Source organism: Pseudomonas sp. A34-9 (assembly GCF_029543085.1).
Taxonomy (GTDB): domain Bacteria; phylum Pseudomonadota; class Gammaproteobacteria; order Pseudomonadales; family Pseudomonadaceae; genus Aquipseudomonas.
Genome location: NZ_CP119967.1, coordinates 5397931 through 5417744 on the forward strand (window position 1 = coordinate 5397931; position 19814 = coordinate 5417744).

General features: G+C 60.0%; 19 protein-coding genes and 1 riboswitch. Of the genes, 8 read left to right on the top strand and 11 right to left on the bottom strand.

Features of this window, described 5'->3' with window-relative positions; all coding sequences use genetic code 11:
* Positions 1 to 188: 188 nt before the first annotated feature.
* The 4 genes from P3G59_RS24045 to P3G59_RS24060 form a co-directional block, all read right to left on the bottom strand.
* Positions 189 to 1553: a DUF1329 domain-containing protein gene (locus P3G59_RS24045; RefSeq protein WP_166221238.1), complete on the bottom strand. Its 1365-nt coding sequence runs from the start codon at positions 1551 to 1553 to the stop codon at positions 189 to 191.
* A gap of 27 nt (positions 1554 to 1580) precedes the next feature.
* Entirely contained in the window at positions 1581 to 3470 is a 1890-nt protein-coding gene (locus P3G59_RS24050) for a DUF1302 domain-containing protein (protein ID WP_277759236.1), read from the bottom strand.
* 337 nt (positions 3471 to 3807) lie between these two features.
* Entirely contained in the window at positions 3808 to 5490 is a 1683-nt protein-coding gene (locus tag P3G59_RS24055; RefSeq protein WP_277759237.1) for a fatty acid--CoA ligase, read from the bottom strand.
* A 146-nt stretch (positions 5491 to 5636) separates the two neighbouring features.
* Positions 5637 to 6821, bottom strand: coding sequence for an MFS transporter (locus tag P3G59_RS24060; RefSeq protein ID WP_277759238.1), 1185 nt, complete (start codon positions 6819 to 6821; stop codon positions 5637 to 5639).
* A gap of 85 nt (positions 6822 to 6906) precedes the next feature.
* Between P3G59_RS24060 and P3G59_RS24065 the strand changes: the two genes are divergently transcribed.
* Positions 6907 to 7671 (top strand): helix-turn-helix transcriptional regulator, encoded by a 765-nt coding sequence (locus P3G59_RS24065; RefSeq protein ID WP_277759239.1) that lies wholly within the window; start codon positions 6907 to 6909, stop codon positions 7669 to 7671.
* A 95-nt stretch (positions 7672 to 7766) separates the two neighbouring features.
* Here P3G59_RS24065 and P3G59_RS24070 read toward each other — a convergent pair whose 3' ends face one another.
* Complete coding sequence (locus P3G59_RS24070; protein ID WP_277759240.1) at positions 7767 to 8396, bottom strand: LysE family transporter; 630 nt, start codon at positions 8394 to 8396, stop codon at positions 7767 to 7769.
* Between the two features lie 91 nt (positions 8397 to 8487).
* Between P3G59_RS24070 and P3G59_RS24075 the strand changes: the two genes are divergently transcribed.
* The 3 genes from P3G59_RS24075 to P3G59_RS24085 all read left to right on the top strand — a co-directional run bounded on the left by P3G59_RS24075 (position 8488) and on the right by P3G59_RS24085 (position 11331).
* Entirely contained in the window at positions 8488 to 9453 is a 966-nt protein-coding gene (locus tag P3G59_RS24075) for a 2-hydroxyacid dehydrogenase (protein ID WP_277759241.1), read from the top strand.
* Positions 9454 to 9485: 32 nt separating this feature from the next.
* On the top strand, positions 9486 to 10484 hold the full coding sequence (locus P3G59_RS24080) for a class I SAM-dependent methyltransferase (protein ID WP_277759242.1): 999 nt from the start codon (positions 9486 to 9488) through the stop codon (positions 10482 to 10484).
* 51 nt (positions 10485 to 10535) lie between these two features.
* Positions 10536 to 10658, top strand: a riboswitch (yybP-ykoY riboswitch).
* Positions 10659 to 10746: 88 nt separating this feature from the next.
* The gene (locus tag P3G59_RS24085; RefSeq protein ID WP_277759243.1) at positions 10747 to 11331 is read left to right on the top strand and encodes a TMEM165/GDT1 family protein; all 585 of its coding nucleotides are present in this window, start codon (positions 10747 to 10749) and stop codon (positions 11329 to 11331) included.
* 124 nt (positions 11332 to 11455) lie between these two features.
* Here P3G59_RS24085 and P3G59_RS24090 read toward each other — a convergent pair whose 3' ends face one another.
* Complete coding sequence (locus P3G59_RS24090) at positions 11456 to 12274, bottom strand: M48 family metallopeptidase (RefSeq protein ID WP_158836139.1); 819 nt, start codon at positions 12272 to 12274, stop codon at positions 11456 to 11458.
* Positions 12275 to 12537: 263 nt separating this feature from the next.
* Between P3G59_RS24090 and P3G59_RS24095 the strand changes: the two genes are divergently transcribed.
* The gene (locus tag P3G59_RS24095; protein ID WP_277759245.1) at positions 12538 to 14679 is read left to right on the top strand and encodes a methyl-accepting chemotaxis protein; all 2142 of its coding nucleotides are present in this window, start codon (positions 12538 to 12540) and stop codon (positions 14677 to 14679) included.
* Positions 14680 to 14900: 221 nt separating this feature from the next.
* Here the strand turns inward: P3G59_RS24095 and P3G59_RS24100 are convergent, their stop codons facing one another.
* The 3 genes from P3G59_RS24100 to P3G59_RS24110 are packed head-to-tail and all read right to left on the bottom strand — an operon-like array spanning position 14901 to position 16013.
* Positions 14901 to 15524 carry an SOS response-associated peptidase gene (locus tag P3G59_RS24100; RefSeq protein WP_277759246.1) on the bottom strand — a complete coding sequence of 208 codons (624 nt, stop codon included), beginning with the start codon at positions 15522 to 15524 and terminating at the stop codon, positions 14901 to 14903.
* Between the two features lie 36 nt (positions 15525 to 15560).
* Positions 15561 to 15821 carry a DUF2007 domain-containing protein gene (locus P3G59_RS24105; RefSeq protein ID WP_277759247.1) on the bottom strand — a complete coding sequence of 87 codons (261 nt, stop codon included), beginning with the start codon at positions 15819 to 15821 and terminating at the stop codon, positions 15561 to 15563.
* 9 nt (positions 15822 to 15830) lie between these two features.
* Positions 15831 to 16013, bottom strand: a complete 183-nt coding sequence (locus tag P3G59_RS24110; protein ID WP_277759248.1) for a CPXCG motif-containing cysteine-rich protein — start codon at positions 16011 to 16013, stop codon at positions 15831 to 15833.
* 142 nt (positions 16014 to 16155) lie between these two features.
* On the opposite strand from P3G59_RS24110, the gene P3G59_RS24115 reads away from it, so the two are divergent.
* On the top strand, positions 16156 to 17319 hold the full coding sequence (locus P3G59_RS24115; RefSeq protein ID WP_277759249.1) for a 1-acyl-sn-glycerol-3-phosphate acyltransferase: 1164 nt from the start codon (positions 16156 to 16158) through the stop codon (positions 17317 to 17319).
* Between the two features lie 88 nt (positions 17320 to 17407).
* Here the strand turns inward: P3G59_RS24115 and P3G59_RS24120 are convergent, their stop codons facing one another.
* Positions 17408 to 17686: a hypothetical protein gene (locus tag P3G59_RS24120; protein WP_016985168.1), complete on the bottom strand. Its 279-nt coding sequence runs from the start codon at positions 17684 to 17686 to the stop codon at positions 17408 to 17410.
* Positions 17687 to 17879: 193 nt separating this feature from the next.
* Here P3G59_RS24120 and P3G59_RS24125 point away from each other — a divergent pair, with 193 nt between their 5' ends.
* Positions 17880 to 18086 carry a hypothetical protein gene (locus tag P3G59_RS24125; protein ID WP_008083982.1) on the top strand — a complete coding sequence of 69 codons (207 nt, stop codon included), beginning with the start codon at positions 17880 to 17882 and terminating at the stop codon, positions 18084 to 18086.
* 281 nt (positions 18087 to 18367) lie between these two features.
* Here the strand turns inward: P3G59_RS24125 and P3G59_RS24130 are convergent, their stop codons facing one another.
* Entirely contained in the window at positions 18368 to 18952 is a 585-nt protein-coding gene (locus P3G59_RS24130) for a YajG family lipoprotein (RefSeq protein WP_277759250.1), read from the bottom strand.
* 204 nt (positions 18953 to 19156) lie between these two features.
* Here P3G59_RS24130 and P3G59_RS24135 point away from each other — a divergent pair, with 204 nt between their 5' ends.
* Complete coding sequence (locus P3G59_RS24135; RefSeq protein WP_277759251.1) at positions 19157 to 19390, top strand: hypothetical protein; 234 nt, start codon at positions 19157 to 19159, stop codon at positions 19388 to 19390.
* Positions 19391 to 19814 lie beyond the last annotated feature (424 nt).

The window sequence follows — 19814 nt, forward strand, 5'->3', positions numbered from 1 at the left end:
GTGAGTCCCCCCTGTAGGAGCTGCCGAAGGCTGCGATCTTTTGATGTTGATTTTCCAGAATCAAAAGCAGGATCAAAAGATCGCAGCCTTCGGCAGCTCCTACGCGAACGGCGCAAGATTGATCTAAAAAAAACGCCCCGAACCAGTCGGGGCGTTTTCACGAGGATGCGGCCTCGGGTTACAGCGGGTTAGCGAACACCATCCTGACGCAGGGCGGCCGGGGTGAAGTCGCTGGTGGTGGCGGTGAAACCGAAGTCATACGCCTGCTTCTCTTCGTTCTTCATGCCCAGTGCCAGATAGCGGCCGGACTGCAAGTCGTAGAGGGTTTCCAGGGCATACCACGGCACTTGCTTGTCGTAGTAGTTCTCGGCATGCGCTTCGGCCACACGCCACAGTTGGCCACGACCGTCGTAGTGGTCGATCACCGCTGCCTGCCAGGTGTCCTCGTCGATGTAGAAGTCACGCTTGGCGTAGATGTGACGCTGACCTTCCTTGAGGGTGGCAACCACATGCCAGACGCGGCGCAGCTCGTAACGCGCCAGATCCTGATTGATGTGACCGGCCTTGATGATGTCGGCGTACTTCAGCTTCGGATCGTCGAGCTTGTAGCTGTCGGAGGCGATGTACATCTCTTTCTTGCCTTCGAGCTTCCAGTCGTAGCGATCCGGCGCACCGTTGAACATGTCGAGGTTGTCGGAGGTACGCAGACCGTCGGCGGCAGTACCCGGACCGTCATAGGACACTTGTGGCGCACGGCGCACACGACGCTGACCGGCGTTGTAGACCCACGCCGAACGAGGCTCTTTAACCTGGTCGAGGGTTTCGTGCACCAGCAGCACACCACCGGCCAGCCGCGCCGGCGCGGTCACTTTCTGCTTGAAGTAGAACAGGATGTTGCCCGGGTTTTTCGGGTCGTAGTCCTTCATCTTGTCGCGGAACACGAACTGATCCTGGAAGTACACCAGGCTGAACGAGCCGTTCGGCTGAGGTGTGGCCTGGGTCACCAGACGGGTCACGCTGCCGCCGCGATAGCGGGTGATGTGGTTCCAGATGACTTCTACGCCGCTCTTCGGAATCGGGAACGGTACAGCGGTGTCGAAGTTTTCCAGACCATTACCGCCGGACACCAGGTTGGTGGTGGTGGCGTTTTTCTTGATCGCGGCGAACACGTCATCCGGCACGGTCGCACCGCGATGGGACGGATAGACCGGCATCTTGAAGGTGTCCGGGTAACGCTTGAACATCGCGTATTGGCCCGGCGCCAGTTTGTCCTTGTACTTGTCGACGTCTTTCGCGGTGATGGTGAACAGCGGTTGCTCACTGGCGTATGGATTGGACAGGAATCCCTTGCTGTCGACCGAGCCGGCATTCTTCGGCAGCGGCTTCCACGCCGGGATCGAACCGTCGGCGTTACCGGCCATTTCAGCGCCCATCGGCGTCAGGCTCTTGCCCAGTTTGTCGGCTTCGGCAGCAGGCACCGCGGCCATGACGCCGGTCGCCAGCAGCGACAGGCCCAGAACACCGGCGTGGAACAGACTCTTTGTTATTTTCATAAATTCGTTCGTCCTGAAATGCAGTGCTTAGAAGTTCACGCCGAAGCTGAGCGCAACGAAGTCGCGGTCATCCACAGTGGTGTACTTGCCGTCGAAAAAGTTGGTGTAGGCCAGGCTCGCGGTGTAGGTGTTCTGGTATTCGGCATCAACGCCCAGGCTGACCGCTTTGCGACCTTCCTCGAAGTTGCCGCCAGGGCCTGGCGAGTAACCGCTGACATCATGCGACCAGGCCACGTTCGGCTTGAGGTTCACCCCGGCGAAGACGTCGTTGTATTCCCAGATCGCACGACCGCGATAGCCCCACGACATCGATGTGGTGAAGCCGTCGTTTTCGCAATTGCGGCTGCGGTTGTTCTGTGGCGAACCCGGCCCGGCGCCGTTGATGGTGCTGGCGTTGAGAATGTTGGCGCAGGTATTGACACCGCCCGTGGCCGGCAACTCACCCGGGCCAAACACCGGATCGCGGCCATAACGCATGTCGGAGCGGCTTTCCAGCCCGCCGACGTAGGTCGCGCCGACTTCGCCGACGAGGGTCAGACGGCTGGCGCCCATGACCTGATCGAAGAAGTGCGTGAACGTTGTCTGGATCTGGGTGATTTCCTTGCGCTCGTAACCGTGCAGATCCTGGCCCGGCACACCATTGAGGATCGAAGCGTTGGTCAGCGCGCCGCCGATCGGACGTACACCGGCGAACAGGATGTCGGTGGAGTTCAGTTGCACCGGTGCGTTCGGACGGTAGCTGATCTCACCGCTCCACGCCGTACCGGTAGGCAGGGTGGTGGAAAAGCTCAGACCGTAGAGGCGAATGTCTTCAGGGTATTCAATGAAGTAGTTGGAGTTGCCCGCGACCAACAGCGGTGCGAGTGCGGCAAACGGCCCCGGCAGCGCGCGCGCTGTGTTGTAGACCGATTGCGGTGCACCGGTGGCGCTGAAGATCGGCGCACGGCTGTGGTAATTCATGAAGTAGGCGCCGAACTCGGTGTCGAGCGGTTCGTACATGTATTTGAAGGAGGCGCCCCACTGACCGCTGTCACGGGCATCGCGGTCCGGACCACGGCGCACCAGAACGCCTTCTTCGTTGACGTTGACACCGTTGGCTGCCAATGGCCCCAGGGCGACCGCCGGGATTTGCGAACGCTTGTTCAGCACGCGCAGGTTGTCGTTGCAACCGTCGGCAACGATGTCCGGCTGCGAGAAGAACGTGCCGCAGTTATCGACGACGGTCTGGTCCCATTCCAGTTGATAGAACGCTTCGGCCGAGAGGTTTTCGGTAAGGCTCTGGGACACGTAGAACATGTTGACCGGGATCAGGCCTTCCTTGATCTCGGCGCCCGGACGACGGAACGCGGAGACGTCGATCGGGTTGATCGAGTTGATGCCGCCGCCGATGAAGGTACTTTCACCCCAGCTCACCACCTGCTTGCCCAGACGCACGGAACCCGGCTGATCGGCAATCGCGTAGTTGTGGTAGACGAAGGCGTCGAGGATCTGGCCACCGGCCGATTTGGCGCCCTCTTTGCGACCCGAATCGCTGATGTCCTTGAACTCGCGGCTTTCATCCTTGAGTTCGAAGTCGTACCAGTACTTGCCACGGACGAACACGCCGGTGTCGCCGTATTTCAGTTCCAGGTCATGAATGCCCTTGAAGATCTTCGAAAAGGTTTCACCGCTCTTGAAGTTGGCGTGACCGTCATCGGATGTCTGCGACAGGCCATGGCCGCCGTTGTTGACGCCGATGAGGTTCTTGTTCGGGTTCTGAGTAGACCAACTGGCACCGATCGACAGAGACGAGTCGAACTGGCCCTCGATTTCACCGACGTTGAAACTGACGCCGAATGCGGGCCCGGCGAGCGAAGAAGCAAGACTGACCGCCAGAGGCAGTTTCGCCCGGCGCCAGAACTGGTTTACTGAGGTCATCGACGCTACTCCATGTGCATTATTGTTATGGCAGTGAGTACTTTTAAAAACGCCTGAAGGACCGGGTGCCAGAGGCGGCCCGAAATCACTCCAAAGATGCATCGCCCCGTTTTGTGCGTGTGCCCCGTTCTTAAAAATCCTTGAGCGGACTATAGCCAGCAGGTGGTACTGCTTGATCCCTCTAAAGTGTGATTTGCAGCTGCCGGCCACTCTGGAACAGTCCTTTCGCCAGTCCGACAGATGTCGGCCCGGCAAGGATGGCTGATTTTTTCGATTTCACAAGCCAAGCGCTTGCTTGGTGGGTCTGGCGCGCCGTTTTCGGCGCGCCAGCAGACACTCAAAGTGTCGAAAGGAAGGTGCTGTTGTTGGCCTGCCATTCGGTGATGTCGAGGCGGATGCGCTTCTTGTCGAGCTTGCCGACACTGGTCTTGGGAATTTCGGTAACAAGGGCGATCTGACTCGGAATCGCCCACTTGCTCAGGTGCCCCAACTCCACGAATGGCTTGAGGTGTTCCTTGAGCTCGCGCGCCCCGATCACATGCCCTTCGCGGATCACCAGCAAGGCAAACGGGCGCTCGCCCCACTGCGGATCGGCAATCCCCACCACTGCTACTTCACGTACCGCGACGTGACGGCTGATCAGGTCTTCTAGATCCAGCGAGGAGATCCATTCGCCGCCGGTCTTGATCACGTCCTTGATGCGATCGCGGATGTCGATCACGCCCATGCTGTCGAGCGTGGCGACGTCACCAGTGTGCAGCCAGCCGCCGGCCCAGAGCTCGGCGCCCTTCTGCGGCTCGTTGAAATAACCTTCGGTGAGCCACGGTGCGCGCAGCACCAGTTCGCCCTGGGTTTCGCCGTCGGCGGGCAGGAAGTTGCCTTCGCTGTCGACGATCGCCGCTTCCACCAGCGGCCCCGGCACACCGGCCTTGATCCGGTAAGTGGTGCGCTCGTCTTCGGTGCCGGCCATCAGTTCGTCGTTCAGGTGCGCGCAGGAAACCAGTGGCCCGGTCTCCGACATGCCGTACGCCGCCGTCAGCTGAATGCCCCGGGCCTTGGCGGTTTCATACAGTGTGCGATTGAGCGCACTGCCGCCGATGACAATCTTCCAGCCGCCGAAATCGGTGCCCTGCGCGCCTTTGGCGTTGAGCAGCATTTGCAGAATGGTGGGCACACAGTGGGAGAACGTGACCTTCTCTTTGCGCCACAACTCCACGAGAAACTCCGGATCGTACCGCCCCGGATAGACCTGTTTAAGGCCCAGCATGGTCGCCACGTACGGCAAACCCCAGGCGTGAACATGAAACATCGGCGTGATCGGCATGTACACATCGTTGGTGCCGAGCAGGCGCACGCTGTCGATGGAACCCATGATCGTCGACACGCCCATGGTGTGCAGGACCAGTTGCCGATGGGTGAAATACACGCCTTTCGGGTTACCGGTGGTGCCAGTAGTGTAGAACGTGGTAGCGACCGAGTTTTCGTCGAAGTCCTGGAAATCGTAGTGCGCACTGGCGGCGGCCAGCAGTTGCTCGTACTCGCCGACCAGATTCGGCAGGTCGGCAGTTTTTTCCGGCAGATCGGTCAGCAGCAGGGTTTTCTCGACCGTGGTCAGGTGTGGGGCGATGGCCTGATACAGCCCGACGAACTCGCTGTTGACCAGCACAAAGCGGTCCTCGGCGTGGTTCATGGTGTAGAGGATCTGCTCCGGCGACAGACGCACGTTGATCGTGTGGATCACCGCGCCAATCATCGGAATGGCAAACATGCATTCCAGGTAACGATGGCTGTCCCAGTCCATCACCGCCACGGTGTCACCGGCCTTCACACCGGCCGTCGTCAGCACGTTGGCCAGCCGCGCGACCCGTTCGATCAGCGTCGGGTAGCTGTAGCGCAACTGGTCACGGTAGATGATCTCGCGGGTTTTCTCGTAACGGGCGCCGGACATCAGCAGCCGTTTGATCAGCAATGGATACTGGTAGGCCCCATCGGCCGGGGGAATGACGCGAGTCTGCAACATAAGAATCCCTTTTCTGACTGCACGGTGTTGGCGTAGAGATTGGTACTCTAGAACCCTTATACGCCAGCCAAATCAGCCAAAGGAATGATTTGCAAAGCCGTACAAATGCTAGCTTTGCGCCAGCATTTGCCGGTTTTCGTCAGTTATCAGGCGGTTTGTCCTACAGCCTCTTCAGAAGGTGTCCGTGGGAAAACCACTGCCGCAAGGAAGGTCAGTGCGCCGAAACCCGCAAGAATCAGGTAAAGGCCTACAAAACCGTGGCGCGGTTCGACATAGGAAATCAGCGGAATCGCCGTCGCACTGGCGCCGAACGATAAACAGTAACGCAGGGCGAAGACCCGTGATTGCCACTGCGGCGCGACGAAGTTGGCGACCATCGCATCGTTGACGGTGACCTGACCGAACACCACGAACATGAACGCGGCACCGAGGGCAATCACGGCCCATCCATCGGCATAGGCCAGCGCCAATAACAGCGGTGCCTGGCACAGCGTCAGGACAATGAACGGCCATTTCAGGCTGAGCCGATGCAATACCCGACCAATGCTCAACTGCGCGACCGCGCCGAAGGCATACGCCAGACTGACCACCACGCCAAGGGTCTGCGGCGAGGCGAACAGCTCATGCAAACGCTCCTGAAACAGTTTTGGATAAGTCATGGTGGTGGCGTTGAACACGACGCCGCCCGTGGCCGTGGCCAGCGCCAGCACGCCGAACACCATGACCATCGAAATACGCTGACCGGCGGCACCTTTGAGGGGTGTGTGCGGGCGCTTCGGAATGGGTTCTTCGCGCACCTGCAAGGCGAAGCCAACTCCCAGCACAATCGCCACTGCACCCGGCATCAGAAACGCCGAGCGCCAACCGAATTGCGCCACCAACAACCCCGTGATCAACGCAGAAAACGCCACGCCAAGATTGCCCCACATGCCGTTGATACCGATTTCCCGGCCACGGTTTTGTGCGTAGGCCACCAGCATCGCCGTACCAACCGGGTGATAAATCGCCGCAAAAATACCGATCAGGGTCAGGCCGACAACCAGCATGGTCGGACTGCTGCTCAGGCCGGTAAAGATCGCCGAGGCACCGATACCGAAGAAAAACACCAGCATCATCTGTCGCCGACTCCAGTGATCGCCCAGCCAACCTGCGGGCAGTGAACAGGCGCCGAAGGCAATGAAACCGCCCAGCGACAGACCGATCAGCGTGGCGTAATCGAGGCCGAAAGCCTGCGTCATGCCGAGCACGGCGGCGGGAAAAATCAGCATGAACATGTGATCGATCACATGGGCGGCGTTGATGTAGCGAATGACATTTGTCGATTGAGTCATGGCGGCACGCTTTACGTTGTTGTGTGACGCTTATGCTAAGTTGGCCATAAAGCGCATTCCTGCCAAGCAAGTCATCAAATCAGACATGTTGATCAGCCACTTCGAACACGGCCCGGTGAGCGCCTACCCCCGGGATTACCTGGATGGCGCGCACCAGCCGCTGCACCTGCATCGCGAGGCGCAGCTGTTGTATGCCGTCAGTGGGATCATGCGCGTGGTCACGCAATCGGGGGCGTGGGTGATCCCGCCAAGCCGCGCCGTCTGGATTCCGCCAGAAGTGGCACACGAGATTTTCATGAGCGGCGATGTGCAGATGCGCTCGCTGTTCATCGCACCAGAACTATCACCCGCCAGCCTGCAACAGTGCTGCGTACTGGCCGTGACGCCGCTGCTGCGCGAGCTGATCCTGCGTGCCGTGCAAGGGCCGCCACATGCCGACAATCCGTTGATCCAGCAACTGATGCTCGAAGAACTTGCCGGTCTGGAAAACCTGCCGCTGCACATTCCGATGCCCGCTGACCGGCGCCTGCAAAACATCTGTCTGGCGCTGCTGCACACGCCCGATCACCCCAATACCCTGGAAGACTGGGCGCAGCAGGTTGGCGCCAGCTCACGCACGTTGGCGCGACTGTTCCAGCAACAATTGCAGATGAGTTTCAACGCCTGGCGCCAGCAACTGCGCCTGATGGAAGCCCTGCCGCGCCTGCTCGCCGGGGACAGCGTGCAGCGCGTGGCGCGGGATTTGGGTTACGGCAGCGCGCGGGCGTTCAGTGCGATGTTCCGCCGTTTGCTCGGCGAGAATCCCCGCGACTACCTGAACAACCTGGGCAAGCTCAGCGAACTCGTGTAGGCGCTGTCGAGTGAAACGAGGCTGCGATCTTTTGACGTTGTTTTTAAGATCAAGATCAAAAGATCGCAGCCTTCGGCAGCTCCTACATGGTGAGATCAGTGCATCTCGGTGAACGCGAGTTTCACGCCGATGGCAATCAGCACCGCGCCCATGGTGCGGTCGAACCAATGGCCCATGCGGGCGAAACCGGCCCGCACGCGCTGCTGACTGAACAGCATAGCCACCAGGCAAAACCACAGGGCGGTGGCAACGGCGAGGTAAACGCCATAACCCGCCTGCACCGACAACGGCGTATGCGGGTTGATCACCACCGTGAACAGCGACAGGAAGAACAGCGTGGCTTTGGGATTGAGACCATTGGTCACGAAGCCCGACGTGAACGCGCCGCGAGCCGTGCGTACGCCGGCCTCTTTATGTAGATCATCGGTCACCGTTTTCGCCGGTTGCGCACGTAGTGCCTTGAAGCCGATGTACAGCAAGTAAGCGGCAGCCGCCCATTTCAACGCGTTGAACAGCACGATCGACTGCGACACGATCAGGCCGATGCCGAGCAGCGAATAACCGACATGCAGGAAAATCGCCGTGCCCACACCCAGCGCGGTCCAGGTGCCAGCGCGGCGACCGTGGGTCACGCTCTCGCGCACCACCACGGCAAAGTCCGGGCCGGGGCTGGCGACGGCCAGCAAGTGGATCAGTGCAACGGTCAAGAACTCGGTCCAGTACATGGGGGCTCCTTTCGGCCAAGCGTATCAATTTGTTTCATCTGGTAGGCTCGGCAGATTACGCCCAACGCTCACAGCACAAAAGGTACAGTTGATGACGAACACGCGCCGCGCGGTATTCCTTGATCACCCTTCGCTGGATCTCGGCGACCTCGACCTCAGTCCGTTGCGCGAGTGTTTCAGCGATCTGCAGCTGTTCGCCCAGACCTTGCCCGGGCAAGTCGCCGAACGCCTGCAAGGTGCTACCGTAGCGATCAGCAACAAGATCCTGATCGACGCCGCCGCGATGGCCGCCAACCCCGATCTGAAACTGATCCTGATCACCGCCACCGGCACCAACAACGTCGACCTTGCTGCCGCCCGCGCTCAGGGCATCACCGTGTGCAACTGCCAGGGTTACGGCACGCCGTCGGTGGCGCAACACACGATCATGCTGTTGCTCAACCTCGCCACGCGTCTGGCCGATTATCAGACAGCCGTTGGCGAAGGTCGCTGGCAGCAGGCCAAACAGTTCTGCCTGCTCGACTACCCAATCGTTGAGCTGGAAGGCAAAACCCTCGGTTTGCTGGGTCATGGCGAACTCGGCGGTGCTGTGGCGCGGTTGGCCGAAGCGTTTGGCATGCGCGTATTGCTCGGACAGATTCCGGGGCGCCCTGCCCGCCCGGATCGCTTGCCACTGGCTGAGCTGCTGCCGCAGATCGACGCCCTCACCCTGCACTGCCCGCTCAACGAAGACACCCGCCACTTCATTGGTGCCCGCGAACTGGCGTCGATGAAACCCGGTGCATTCGTGGTCAACACGGCACGCGGCGGACTGATCGACGAGCAGGCGCTCGCCGATGCCTTGCGCAACGGTCACCTTGGCGGCGCGGCCACCGATGTGCTGAGTGTCGAGCCACCGACTCAAGGCAATCCGCTGCTGGCCGCCGACATCCCGCGCCTCATCGTCACCCCGCACAATGCTTGGGGCAGTGTTGAAGCGCGGCAACGTATCGTCGGCCAATTGCGCGAAAACGCCCAGGCGTTCTTCAGCGGTAAGGCGCTGCGGGTCGTCAGTTGATAAACTGCGGCACTTTTTTTTGAGGAGCAGTTATGGATCCGCGCAGTGAAGTACTGCTTCGTCAGCCCGAGTGGTTTCAAGGTTCGTTGTTGCTGGCTGGTTTGCCTGCCGACGATTTGCTCGGGCGCCTGCCCAATGCATTCGGCTGGTGCTGGCATGCCGGCGATCAAGCCGCGCTGGACGCTCGTTTCGAAGGTCGTAGTGATTTTGGCGTGAACGTCCCGCAGCGTGAGTTCGACAGCGCCGTGGTGTTTTTGCCCAAGTCCAAGGATCTGACCGACTACATCCTCAACGCCGTAGCTTCGCGCCTGGCCGGGCGTGAGGTGTTTCTCGTCGGCGAAAAACGCAGCGGCATCGAAGGCGCGTCCAAGCAACTCAACCCTTTCGGCAAGCCACGCAAGCTCGACAGCGCGCGCCATTGCCAGCTCTGGCAAGTCACCGTGGCCAATGCGCCTGAAGCGAAATCTTTGGAAAGCCTGGCGCAGACGTATGAATTGCCTTTGGCCGAGGGTCCGTTGAAAGTCATCAGCCTGCCGGGGGTATTCAGCCACGGTCGCCTGGACCGAGGCAGCGCCCTGCTGCTGGAGCATCTGGACAAACTGCCCAGTGGCCACTTGCTCGACTTCGGTTGCGGCGCGGGCGTGTTGGGCGCTGCGGTCAAACGTCGCTACCCACACAATCAGGTCACGTTGCTGGACGTCGATGCGTTCGCCGCCGCCAGCAGCCGCCTGACCCTGGCGGCCAATGGTCTGGAAGCCGAAGTGCTGACCGGTGACGGTATCGATGCGGCACCGATGGGTTTGAGCGCGATTCTAAGCAACCCGCCGTTCCATGTCGGCGTGCACACCGACTATTTCGCCACCGAGAACTTGCTGCGAAAAGCAGCGAAACACCTGAAAAACGGCGGCGAACTGCGGCTGGTGGCGAACAGCTTCCTGAAGTATCAACCGCTGATCGAGGAGCATCTGGGTGTCTGCGCAATCAAGGCCGAAGGCAATGGTTTCCGCATCTACCGCGCCAAGCGCGGCTGAAACTTCTTTTAAAAAAGAGGCTTGCTCAATCGGTTTTGCGAAGGCAGAATCCGCTCCGTCCTAGGGGAGTAGTCTCCCACGAGCGCCAAGCTCGTCCGGCATACGTCAACATACTTGATCCTCAGATCATGGCGTATGCGACCCAAGCGTCCGCAGCAGACGGATCGCAGGGTTTGACAAGACCTATGACACGCACACCTTACCCGGGGCGGGAAGGCTGTACGTGTCATAGCCGTGTCGACCCGCCCCTTAGGAAATCCTGATGCTGGACTCGTTACTCGTTCCCACCGCAATCGTTGCCTTGGCCGAAATCGGCGACAAGACGCAACTGCTCGCGCTGATTCTCGCCGCTCGCTTTCGCAAACCCTGGCCGATCATTGCCGGTATTGTTGCCGCGACCCTGGCCAACCACGCAGCGGCCGGTGCGGTAGGCGCCTGGTTCGGCAGTTTTTTCTCAGACGCCGTACTTCACTGGATTCTCGCCGCGAGCTTCACCGCCACGGCACTGTGGACATTGGTCCCGGACAAAATGGATGACGATGAAACCAGCACCGCGCGCAAGTTCGGGCCTTTCCTGACCACGCTGATTGCGTTTTTCCTGGCTGAAATGGGTGACAAGACTCAGGTCGCCACGGTGATGCTGGCCGCGCAATATCCGGAACTGTGGCTGGTGATTATCGGGACGACGGCGGGCATGTTGATTGCCAACGTGCCGGTGGTATTGGCGGGTAACTTTGCGGCGGACAAATTGCCGCTGACCTTGATCCGTCGCCTCGCGGCATCGGCGTTCATGATTCTGGCAATCGTTGCGGTGTACAAGGCGATGCAGAGCAGTGGCTGGGTTTAACCCTGAGAGAAGGAGCGTTCCCACGCTCTGCGTGGGAACGCAGCCGGGGACGCTCTGCGTCCCTTTTGGAACGCGGAGCGTCCCTTGAGGCATTCCCACGCAGAGCGTGGGAACGATCACCGACTCAGGATTTAGGAGCCTGTTCGTACAGCGGCATGACTTTCGGAATCGCCGCCTGCAGCGAGGCAATCCGGCTGGCCGAGGCCGGGTGAGTGCTCATGAACTCCGGCGGCGAACCTTCCGACGCCTTGCTCATCTTGTTCCACAAGGTGATCGCGGCGTTCGGGTTGTAGCCGGCGCGAGCGGCCAGTTCCAGGCCGATCAGGTCGGCTTCGTTTTCGTTGGCACGGCTGTTCGGCAGGGTCATGCCGTAGTTGGCCACGGTGTCGGCCAGCGCCAGGCTGTCCTGACCCAGACCGAGCAACGCACCCGCGCCCTGCTTGGCCATTTCAATCCCGTAAGCCTTCGACATTGCTTCACGACCGTGTTCGCGCAGGGCGTGGGCAATCTCATGGCCCATCACTGCGGCGATTTCATCGTCAGTCAACTTCAGGCTGTCGATCAGCCCTGTATAGAAAATGATCTTGCCGCCAGGACCACAGTTGGCGTTGAGCTCATCGCTCTTGATCAGATTGACTTCCCACTGCCATTGCGCCGCATCCGGACGGAAGTTCGGCGCCTGGGCGATCAGGCGGTTGGCAATCGCCTGAACCCGCTTGGCCTCGGGGCTGGTCTTGTCCAGCACACCCTTGCTGGAGGCCTCGCCGACGGTCTTCTGATACGACTGGGCATACATCTGGTCGACCTCTTGCGAGGACAGCATGCTGAACATGTACTGCTTGCGCTCCACACCCACGGCACCGCCGCTGGTGGTGTTGACCGACTGACAACCGGCCAGCAACAGCGCTGCGCTCAGTGCACTTACAACCAATGTCTTGTTCATTCAAAAACTCCCTGAAAACCTGCCGCGTATCCTAGGCGGGTAATTGTATCGACGCTAGATACAACGGACGTGTTGCAGCGACTTTCAGACGCTTCCCACTTGAGCTGTCGTAAAAAATTCACAGCGATCGCCAGGCCCGCAGCAACTGCGTCGCGCACCGATCCATTTGCGACATCGGCTTTCAATTGCACCGGCTCGCACTCATGGCCCGATGCCGACTGCCGATACATCAGCGCAGACGTCCTCTTGCGTGCGGAGCTCCCATGAAGTTCAAGTCGATCCAGTTTTCCGTCGCCGCCCTGGCCGGCGCCATCGTGCTTAGCGTGGTGGTCGCGCTGGTGCTGTATGCGCTGTTTTCCGGCGCCCGTACTCAAGAGATGGTGCAACAGCGCACCCAGGCCCAGTTCGAGCAAGTCATCGAACAGCGCCTGACGTCGCTGGCACAAACCCAGGTCAGCCAGATCCAGCGCGAACTCGAAGCGCCGCTGCTGATTGCCGGTGGGCTGGTGCGGGTCAACGCCCTGCTCGGCACGCCCGACGCCGATGGCCAGCCGCGCTTGAACGTCAGCCGCGAGCAACTGATCAGCCTGATCAAGGAGAACGTCGAAAAGAACCCGAAAATTCTCGGCACCTACATCGGCTGGGAAAAAAATGCCCTCGACCACAATGACGCGGCCTATGTCGGCACCCGCGTGGTCGGTATCGACGCGGCCAACGGGCGCTTCCTGCCGTGGTGGTTCCGCAACGACGACGGCAGCCTGGGCCTCGACAAACTGGTCGACGTCGACGACCAGAAGACCCTGTCCACCGGCGTGCGCGCCAGCGAGTATTACTTGTGTTCGAAAGAGAGCAAAAAAGCCTGCGTGATTGATCCGGCGCCGTACAAGGTCGGCGACAAGATCGTCATGCTCGCCTCCTTCATTGAACCGATCATGCTCAACGGCACCTTCCAGGGCATCGTCGGCGCCGACCTGTCGGTGAACTTCATTCAGGAAATGCTCCTCGCCGCCAACCAGAAGCTCTACAGCGGAGCCGGGCAAATGGCCCTGATCGGCGGCAACGGCCGGATCGTTGCCTACACCCAGGACGCCAGCAAGTTCGGCGAAAAAGTCAGCGACATCCTCGACGCCGAGCAGATTGCCAACATGGCCAATCTCAAACGCGGCGAAGTGACTTACTCCGTCAACAAAGACAAGGGCCGCATCGAGCTGTACCTGCCGTTCGGCATCGGCCAGACCGACGCACGCTGGACATTGATGCTGCAACTGCCGCTCAACGCGGTGATGGCGGATCTGCAAAAACTGCAGGCCGACCTCGATGCCGAACGCAAGTCCGACACGTTCGGCATGGCCATGGTCGGTCTGATCATCGCCGGCATTGGCTTGCTGGTGATCTGGCTGGTCGGCCACGGCATCGCCCGACCGCTGAAGCAAATGGTCGCCATGCTTAATGACATCGCTCAAGGTGAAGGTGATCTGACCCGACGCCTGAGCAGCGACCGCAGTGATGAACTGGGTTCGATCGCCAAGGGCTTCAATACCTTCCTCGCCAAATTGCAGGCGATGATCACCCAAGTGGTGACGTCGGTGCAGAGCGTCAGCGATTCTTCGGAGCACACCGCCGACATCGCCATTCGCACCAACATCGGTATCCAGAAACAAATGGCCGAGATCGATCAGGTCGCCACGGCGGTGCAGGAAATGACCGCCACCGCCCAGGATGTCGCGCGCAATGCGACGCAGGCAGCCCAAGCGGCCGGCCATGCTGATCAGGCGGCCAGTCAGGGCATGCAGATCGTCCGTGATACATCGAACTCGATCGGCGTATTGGCAGTGGAAATCGGCAAGGCGGTGGACGTGGTGCAGACGTTGGCCAAGGACAGCGAGAACATCAACGCGATCCTCACGGCGATTCGCGCGATTGCCGAGCAGACCAACCTGTTGGCCCTGAACGCGGCGATTGAAGCAGCGCGTGCCGGTGAGCAAGGTCGCGGCTTTGCTGTCGTGGCCGACGAGGTGCGCAATCTGGCGCAAAAAACGCAGAAAGCCACCGAAGAAATCCAGACGATGATCCAGCAACTGCAACAGGGCACCCGCGATGTCGTGCGGGTCATGGAAGACAGCCAGAACCGCACCGACGAAAGCGTGCAGCACGCGGCGAAAGCGGCACAAGCGCTGGAGACGATTACTCAGGCAGTGTCGGTGATCAACGACATGAATACGCAGATTGCCAGTGCCGCCGAAGAGCAGAGCGCGGTGGCCGATGATATCAACCGTAACGTGATCAATATCGGGCAAGTGGCGAATGAAGTGGCGGGGGGTGCGGATGAGTCGAGTTCGGCGAGTGCGGATTTGACCAAGCTGGCGGAGCAGCAGCGGCGGTTGATCAATCAGTTCAAGGTCTGAAAAGCGCAAAGCCCCTCACCCTAACCCTCCCGAAACGTCGGACCGCCCAGAGGGAGAGGGGACTGATTGCGGGATGCTTAAGGAATACGCCGACCTGAAAGATACTCGCTGAATCCATAATCGACTCGATGCATCAGGTCGGTAGATCACTCGAGACAACTCGGTCGGCCCCCTCTACCTCCGGGAGAGGGCTGGGGTGAGGGGCTTTTGATCTGCCCCAGTCAACCCGGGGTCAGACACTCCGGCCCATTGAGCTTCGGATCATTGATCAAATTCGCCAGCACCCGCTCACGCAACGCCGCCGGTTCACTGGCCAGCAAGCCCTGCAACACATGCAACGGCGTCTCGGGATCGAGCCACGCCGCCTGCCCCGCCTCATCGAGAATCAACGGCCGCCGCTGACTCGACGCCGGCTGCGTAATCACCGCCGTGCTCAACCAGACCTGCTCCTGCACCGGATACGCTTCCCAGATCGCCGCAAAAAACAGCGAAGCGCCCTCCCCCGGCGTCAGCCAGTACGGCCGCTTGCGCTGCGTTCCGCGCCATTCGTAGAAACCATTCGCCGGCAGCAGGCAGCGACGCTGGCGCAGTGCCTCACGAAACATCGGTTGCTCAGCCACGGTTTCCGCACGGGCATGCGCCGGCGTCTTCGACAAATCGGTCAGCCACGGCGGCGTCAGTCCCCAACGGGCGCGGGCCAGGGTGCGCTCACCGTCTTCACCGGCACGCAGCATCAACACCGAATCATTGGGGGAAATGTTCCACTGCGCCTGTTGATCGGCGGGAAAACCTGGCAGGGCCGCAAAATCACGGTTCCAGCGAAACAGGGCATAACGTCCACACATGGGGCAACACGACTCTGAAGTAAAACGAAGCTCAGCCTAACAGACCAGCGTCCCGGGAAAGCTCTCCGGTTCATCGCCGGGCAGCGGCAGCGCGGCATTGTACGCGGTGATCAGCTCACGGGCGTATTCGGCCTGATCGTTATCCACCGACAGCCCGAGCAGGCCGAAGATCGGCAGCTCACCGGTGCCGCCAAGCAAATCGCGGCCGACCAGATGCGCTTCGATGCCCTCGCTGGCGAGCATGCCCTTGAGCATTTCACCTTCCATCAGGTTTTCCGGATCGTAGATTCGCTGCATGGGCGCGCCTCACTCGTTTTCGCTGAACACTTCCAGAAACCAGTCCTCTCCGTGGACCTGCAATACAAACGTGATTGGCCGGCAACACACCTGACAATCTTCGATATAGGTCTGATCGCCGCCGGACAGGTCCACTGACGTCTCGACCGCTTCCCCACAATAAGGACATTCGTATTCAGCAGGTTCCAGCATCGCGGTCTCCCAAGTGACTTGTGCGTATAATCGCCGGTCTATTTGCAGGGCTATTTTTGTCTGGCTACTTTTTCAGACCGTGCCCCGCGGGTTTTCGATCAAAACCTTTACTTACCCTAGCCGTTTCCAACAAGAGAGCATGATGGGCGAATTCGATGCCATCCGACCTTACGACGACAGCGAAGTACCTGTGGTACTGGCAAGACTGCTTGGCGACAAGGCGTTTCTAGATATCCTCACCCACTTCCGCTTCCCGCGTTTTGCCGGTGCCTTCGGCTGGATGCTCAAACCACTTATAGCCCATCGGCTGCGTCGTGAGTTCGCCGACGTGACCTCGGTGGCGACGTTGCAGGACAAGGTCGAGTCCTACGTCGACCACACCATCGAGCGCGCCACCGACGGCGTGACCTACACCGGTGTCGAGCAATTCAAGTCGGGCAGCGCCTATCTGTTCATCGCCAACCACCGCGACATCGTGATGGACCCGGCCTTCGTCAACTACGCCGTGTACCACGCCGGCCTGCCGACGCCGCGCATCGCGATCGGCGACAACCTGCTGCAGAAGCCGTTCGTCAGCGACCTGATGCGTTTGAACAAGAGCTTTATCGTTCACCGTTCGATCACCGGCCGTCGCGAAAAAATGGCTGCGTATCAACTGTTGTCGGCGTACATCAACCACTCGATCCGCAACGATTGCGCCTCGATCTGGATCGCTCAGGCAGAAGGTCGGGCGAAGGACGGCGATGACCGCACCGAGTCGGCGATCCTCAAGATGTTCCACATGAGCCGCAAGGACGAGCCGTTCGGCGAGGTCATCCGTTCGCTGAACGTCACCCCGGTGTCGATCAGCTACGAATACGACCCGTGCGACCAGGCCAAGGCCCGTGAGCTGTACATCCGCGCCACCACCGGAACCTACGCGAAAGCGCCGGGTGAGGACGATGTGAGCATTGCCAAGGGCATCACCGGCTACAAGGGCCGCGTGCACGTGAACTTCGCCGCGCCAATCACCGAGCTGTTTGAAGACACCAAGCAATTGGCGGTCGAAATGGACAAGCAGATTCTCGGCGGTTACCGCTTGTTCCCGGTGCATTACCTGGCGTATGCCCAGTGGGCTGACACCGATCCGCAGTTGAATGTGCCGAAGGCTGCCGAGGTGTTCCCGGCGGATGAACTGGCCAAGGCGCAGGAAGAGTGGCAGAGCCGACTGGACGCTTGCCCTGAGGAACATCGTCCGTATCTGGTGCTGCAATATGCGACGCCGGTGCGCAATCAGTTCCGGGTCAAGGCTGGGTTGCCGCTGTAAAACAACGGCAAGATCAAAAGATCGCCGCCTGCGGCAGTGCCTGCATGAGATTCGTGTAGGCGCTGCCGCAGGCGGCGATCTTTTGCTTTTAGAAGCGCGTACTGATCCAGGAAACGATCAGCGCCAGGCCCAGGCAGGCAAAACCGAAACGATAGAAAAACCGGTTCATGCGCAAGGTCGCCCAATCCAGAATCGGCTCGGCATTCGGCTGCGCCTGGCGCTGGGCGGCAATGCTGGCCATCGCGCGTTGTTCACGGCGGCGGGTCGCGTGCAACAGCCAACTGCCCGGAAACGCCAACAACAGCGCCAGCAGATTGATCAATTTGGCGGGATGGGCGGTAAACAGCGTCATCAAGTGCAGCGACATCACAGACCTCTATCTGAACCGGTGTGGCAGACGCCAGATCGACGACTGCGGCGCGGATTCTACCCAAACCTCGCCACCCTGCCCCAGCCTTTGCGACAAATTACCTGACAATCGACCGATGGCTGTCCTGTGTCACGGCATCGTCATGTGGATAGGCCACCCTGCGCGCCTCGAAACACACATGGAATGCGACATGCTTCACGCTGAAAACCAGGACCGTCTGTACCTCATCACACCTTACGACGAACAACAGAGTCTCGTCGGCAGCCTTGCCTTCAATGTCCAGGATCGCCATTGGCTGGTGTATTGCGCGCTGGGCGGGCATCAGCATGCGGATTTGCCCGAGACTGATTTGCTGACGGGCGTGAGCGTTCTCGATTTCTACTCACAGGCCGCCTAAAAGCAAAAGCACCCTCACCCTAGCCCTCCCGAAACGTCGGACCGCCCGTAGGGAGAGGTGACTGACCGGGTTGTTTGGTCGAAATACATCGACCTGAAACTTCGAGGTGGATGTAGATCTCGAGAACAACGCAAATCGGCTCCCTTCCCCCTCTCCCCCTTGGGGGAGAGGGCTGGGGTGAGGGGGATCGATTTCCCATACGACACAAATTCCAACCCTGACACCCACAAAAAAGCCCGAAACCATAACTGGTCCGGGCTTTTTTCACATCCGTCGAAAACTTACTCGCCGAGCACCTGACCCACAGTCGGGTCCTTGAACAGACGCGTCAGCGCATCGCTCAACACATCGCTGACCAGTTTGGTGTTGGTTTCCTGGTTCGGCGCCATGCCGAAACGCTGGTCCAGCGACGCACCGTAACGGCCGCTGTAGCGACGGTTGGCGTTCTGTACATCGGAGCGGAAGGTCGCGCCGATGGTTGCTTCAGTCACGTACATGCCCTCTTTCGGCGACTGATACTTCAGCTCGGCCAGGGTCACGGTCAGTTGCGGAGCGTTTGGCGCGTTGTTGGTCGGGGTGAAGCCGAGCAGACGCACGGCGGCTTCAGCCTGAGCCTGCAACTTCGGCAGGATCTGCTCGCGCTGCACGGTGATGGCGCTGGTTTCCGGGTACAGGCCGCCACGGGTGCCCAACGTTGGCGACGGACGACCGTCAACCACACGAACGACGACTGGCTGGCCACGGCCGACGGCTGCCAGCTGAGTGGTCAGCTTCGGCTCCGGGCTCAGTTGTTGCGGGCTGTGGGCGCAGCCGGCCAGGGTCAAACCGGCCACAGTGATCAAACCGAACAACAGGCGTTGCAACATGCTCTTCTCTCCAGAATCAGGCACAAACAGGCCGGCAGTATAGCGGTGGGCCACTGCGGGTAACCAGCGCCCGGCAGCGAATACTGAAATGTCTGACAAACCCATGGGAAAGCGGTTCCTGTCACAGATTATTCACCCGGCATACACGCTCACGTCACGGCGCATTAGCAACCTTGCAATCAGTCCCCCACAAGGTACTCAATCATGCGTTATCTGATCTCGTTGTTCGCGCCACGCCCGCTACACCGCAGCTTCGCCCTGCTCGATCGCAACGGTCATTGCCAGGCATTCAAGCAGTGCAGCCTGCAGCCAATGGGCGACGGTTGGGTGGAAATCGAAGAAATCCGCCTCAACTGGTTGCACCAGCCTCTGCCCGCCAGCGCCCGCGTCATAGCGTCGCAGCCCCACGCACGGGTGCAGGCGATGTTGAGCATCTGACCGGATGCCTAATAAAAGTCATTAAACACGAGCAACTGCGCGCATTTCTTCGATACAATCTCCCCCCGATTATAAGGACGTCTCCTGATCGGGCCCCGCAACAGCGTCAATGCGCATGCATCGACACCCAAAATCGCCCACAGAGAGCCGCCCACACAGATCGAGTGAAGTTGGCGCGCTTGCCTGTTCTTCCGGCAAAAACCCCGCTTTTCGCGAATCTGCAGAGCTGTCATGACGCTCGGCCACCGCGTTGTTTTGCCTTTGCGGGCAAGGTGCCAGGCCTGGACAGCCCTTTTTTGAGGTTCACGTCTTCAAAAGAGCGTGAAAAAAACGGGTTTTCACAACTTCACAAGAGTGTGGCGAGCAAATGAAAAGTTTTGCGTCTGAACATGCACCATTAGCGTCTGAAACAGCCCAACGACAC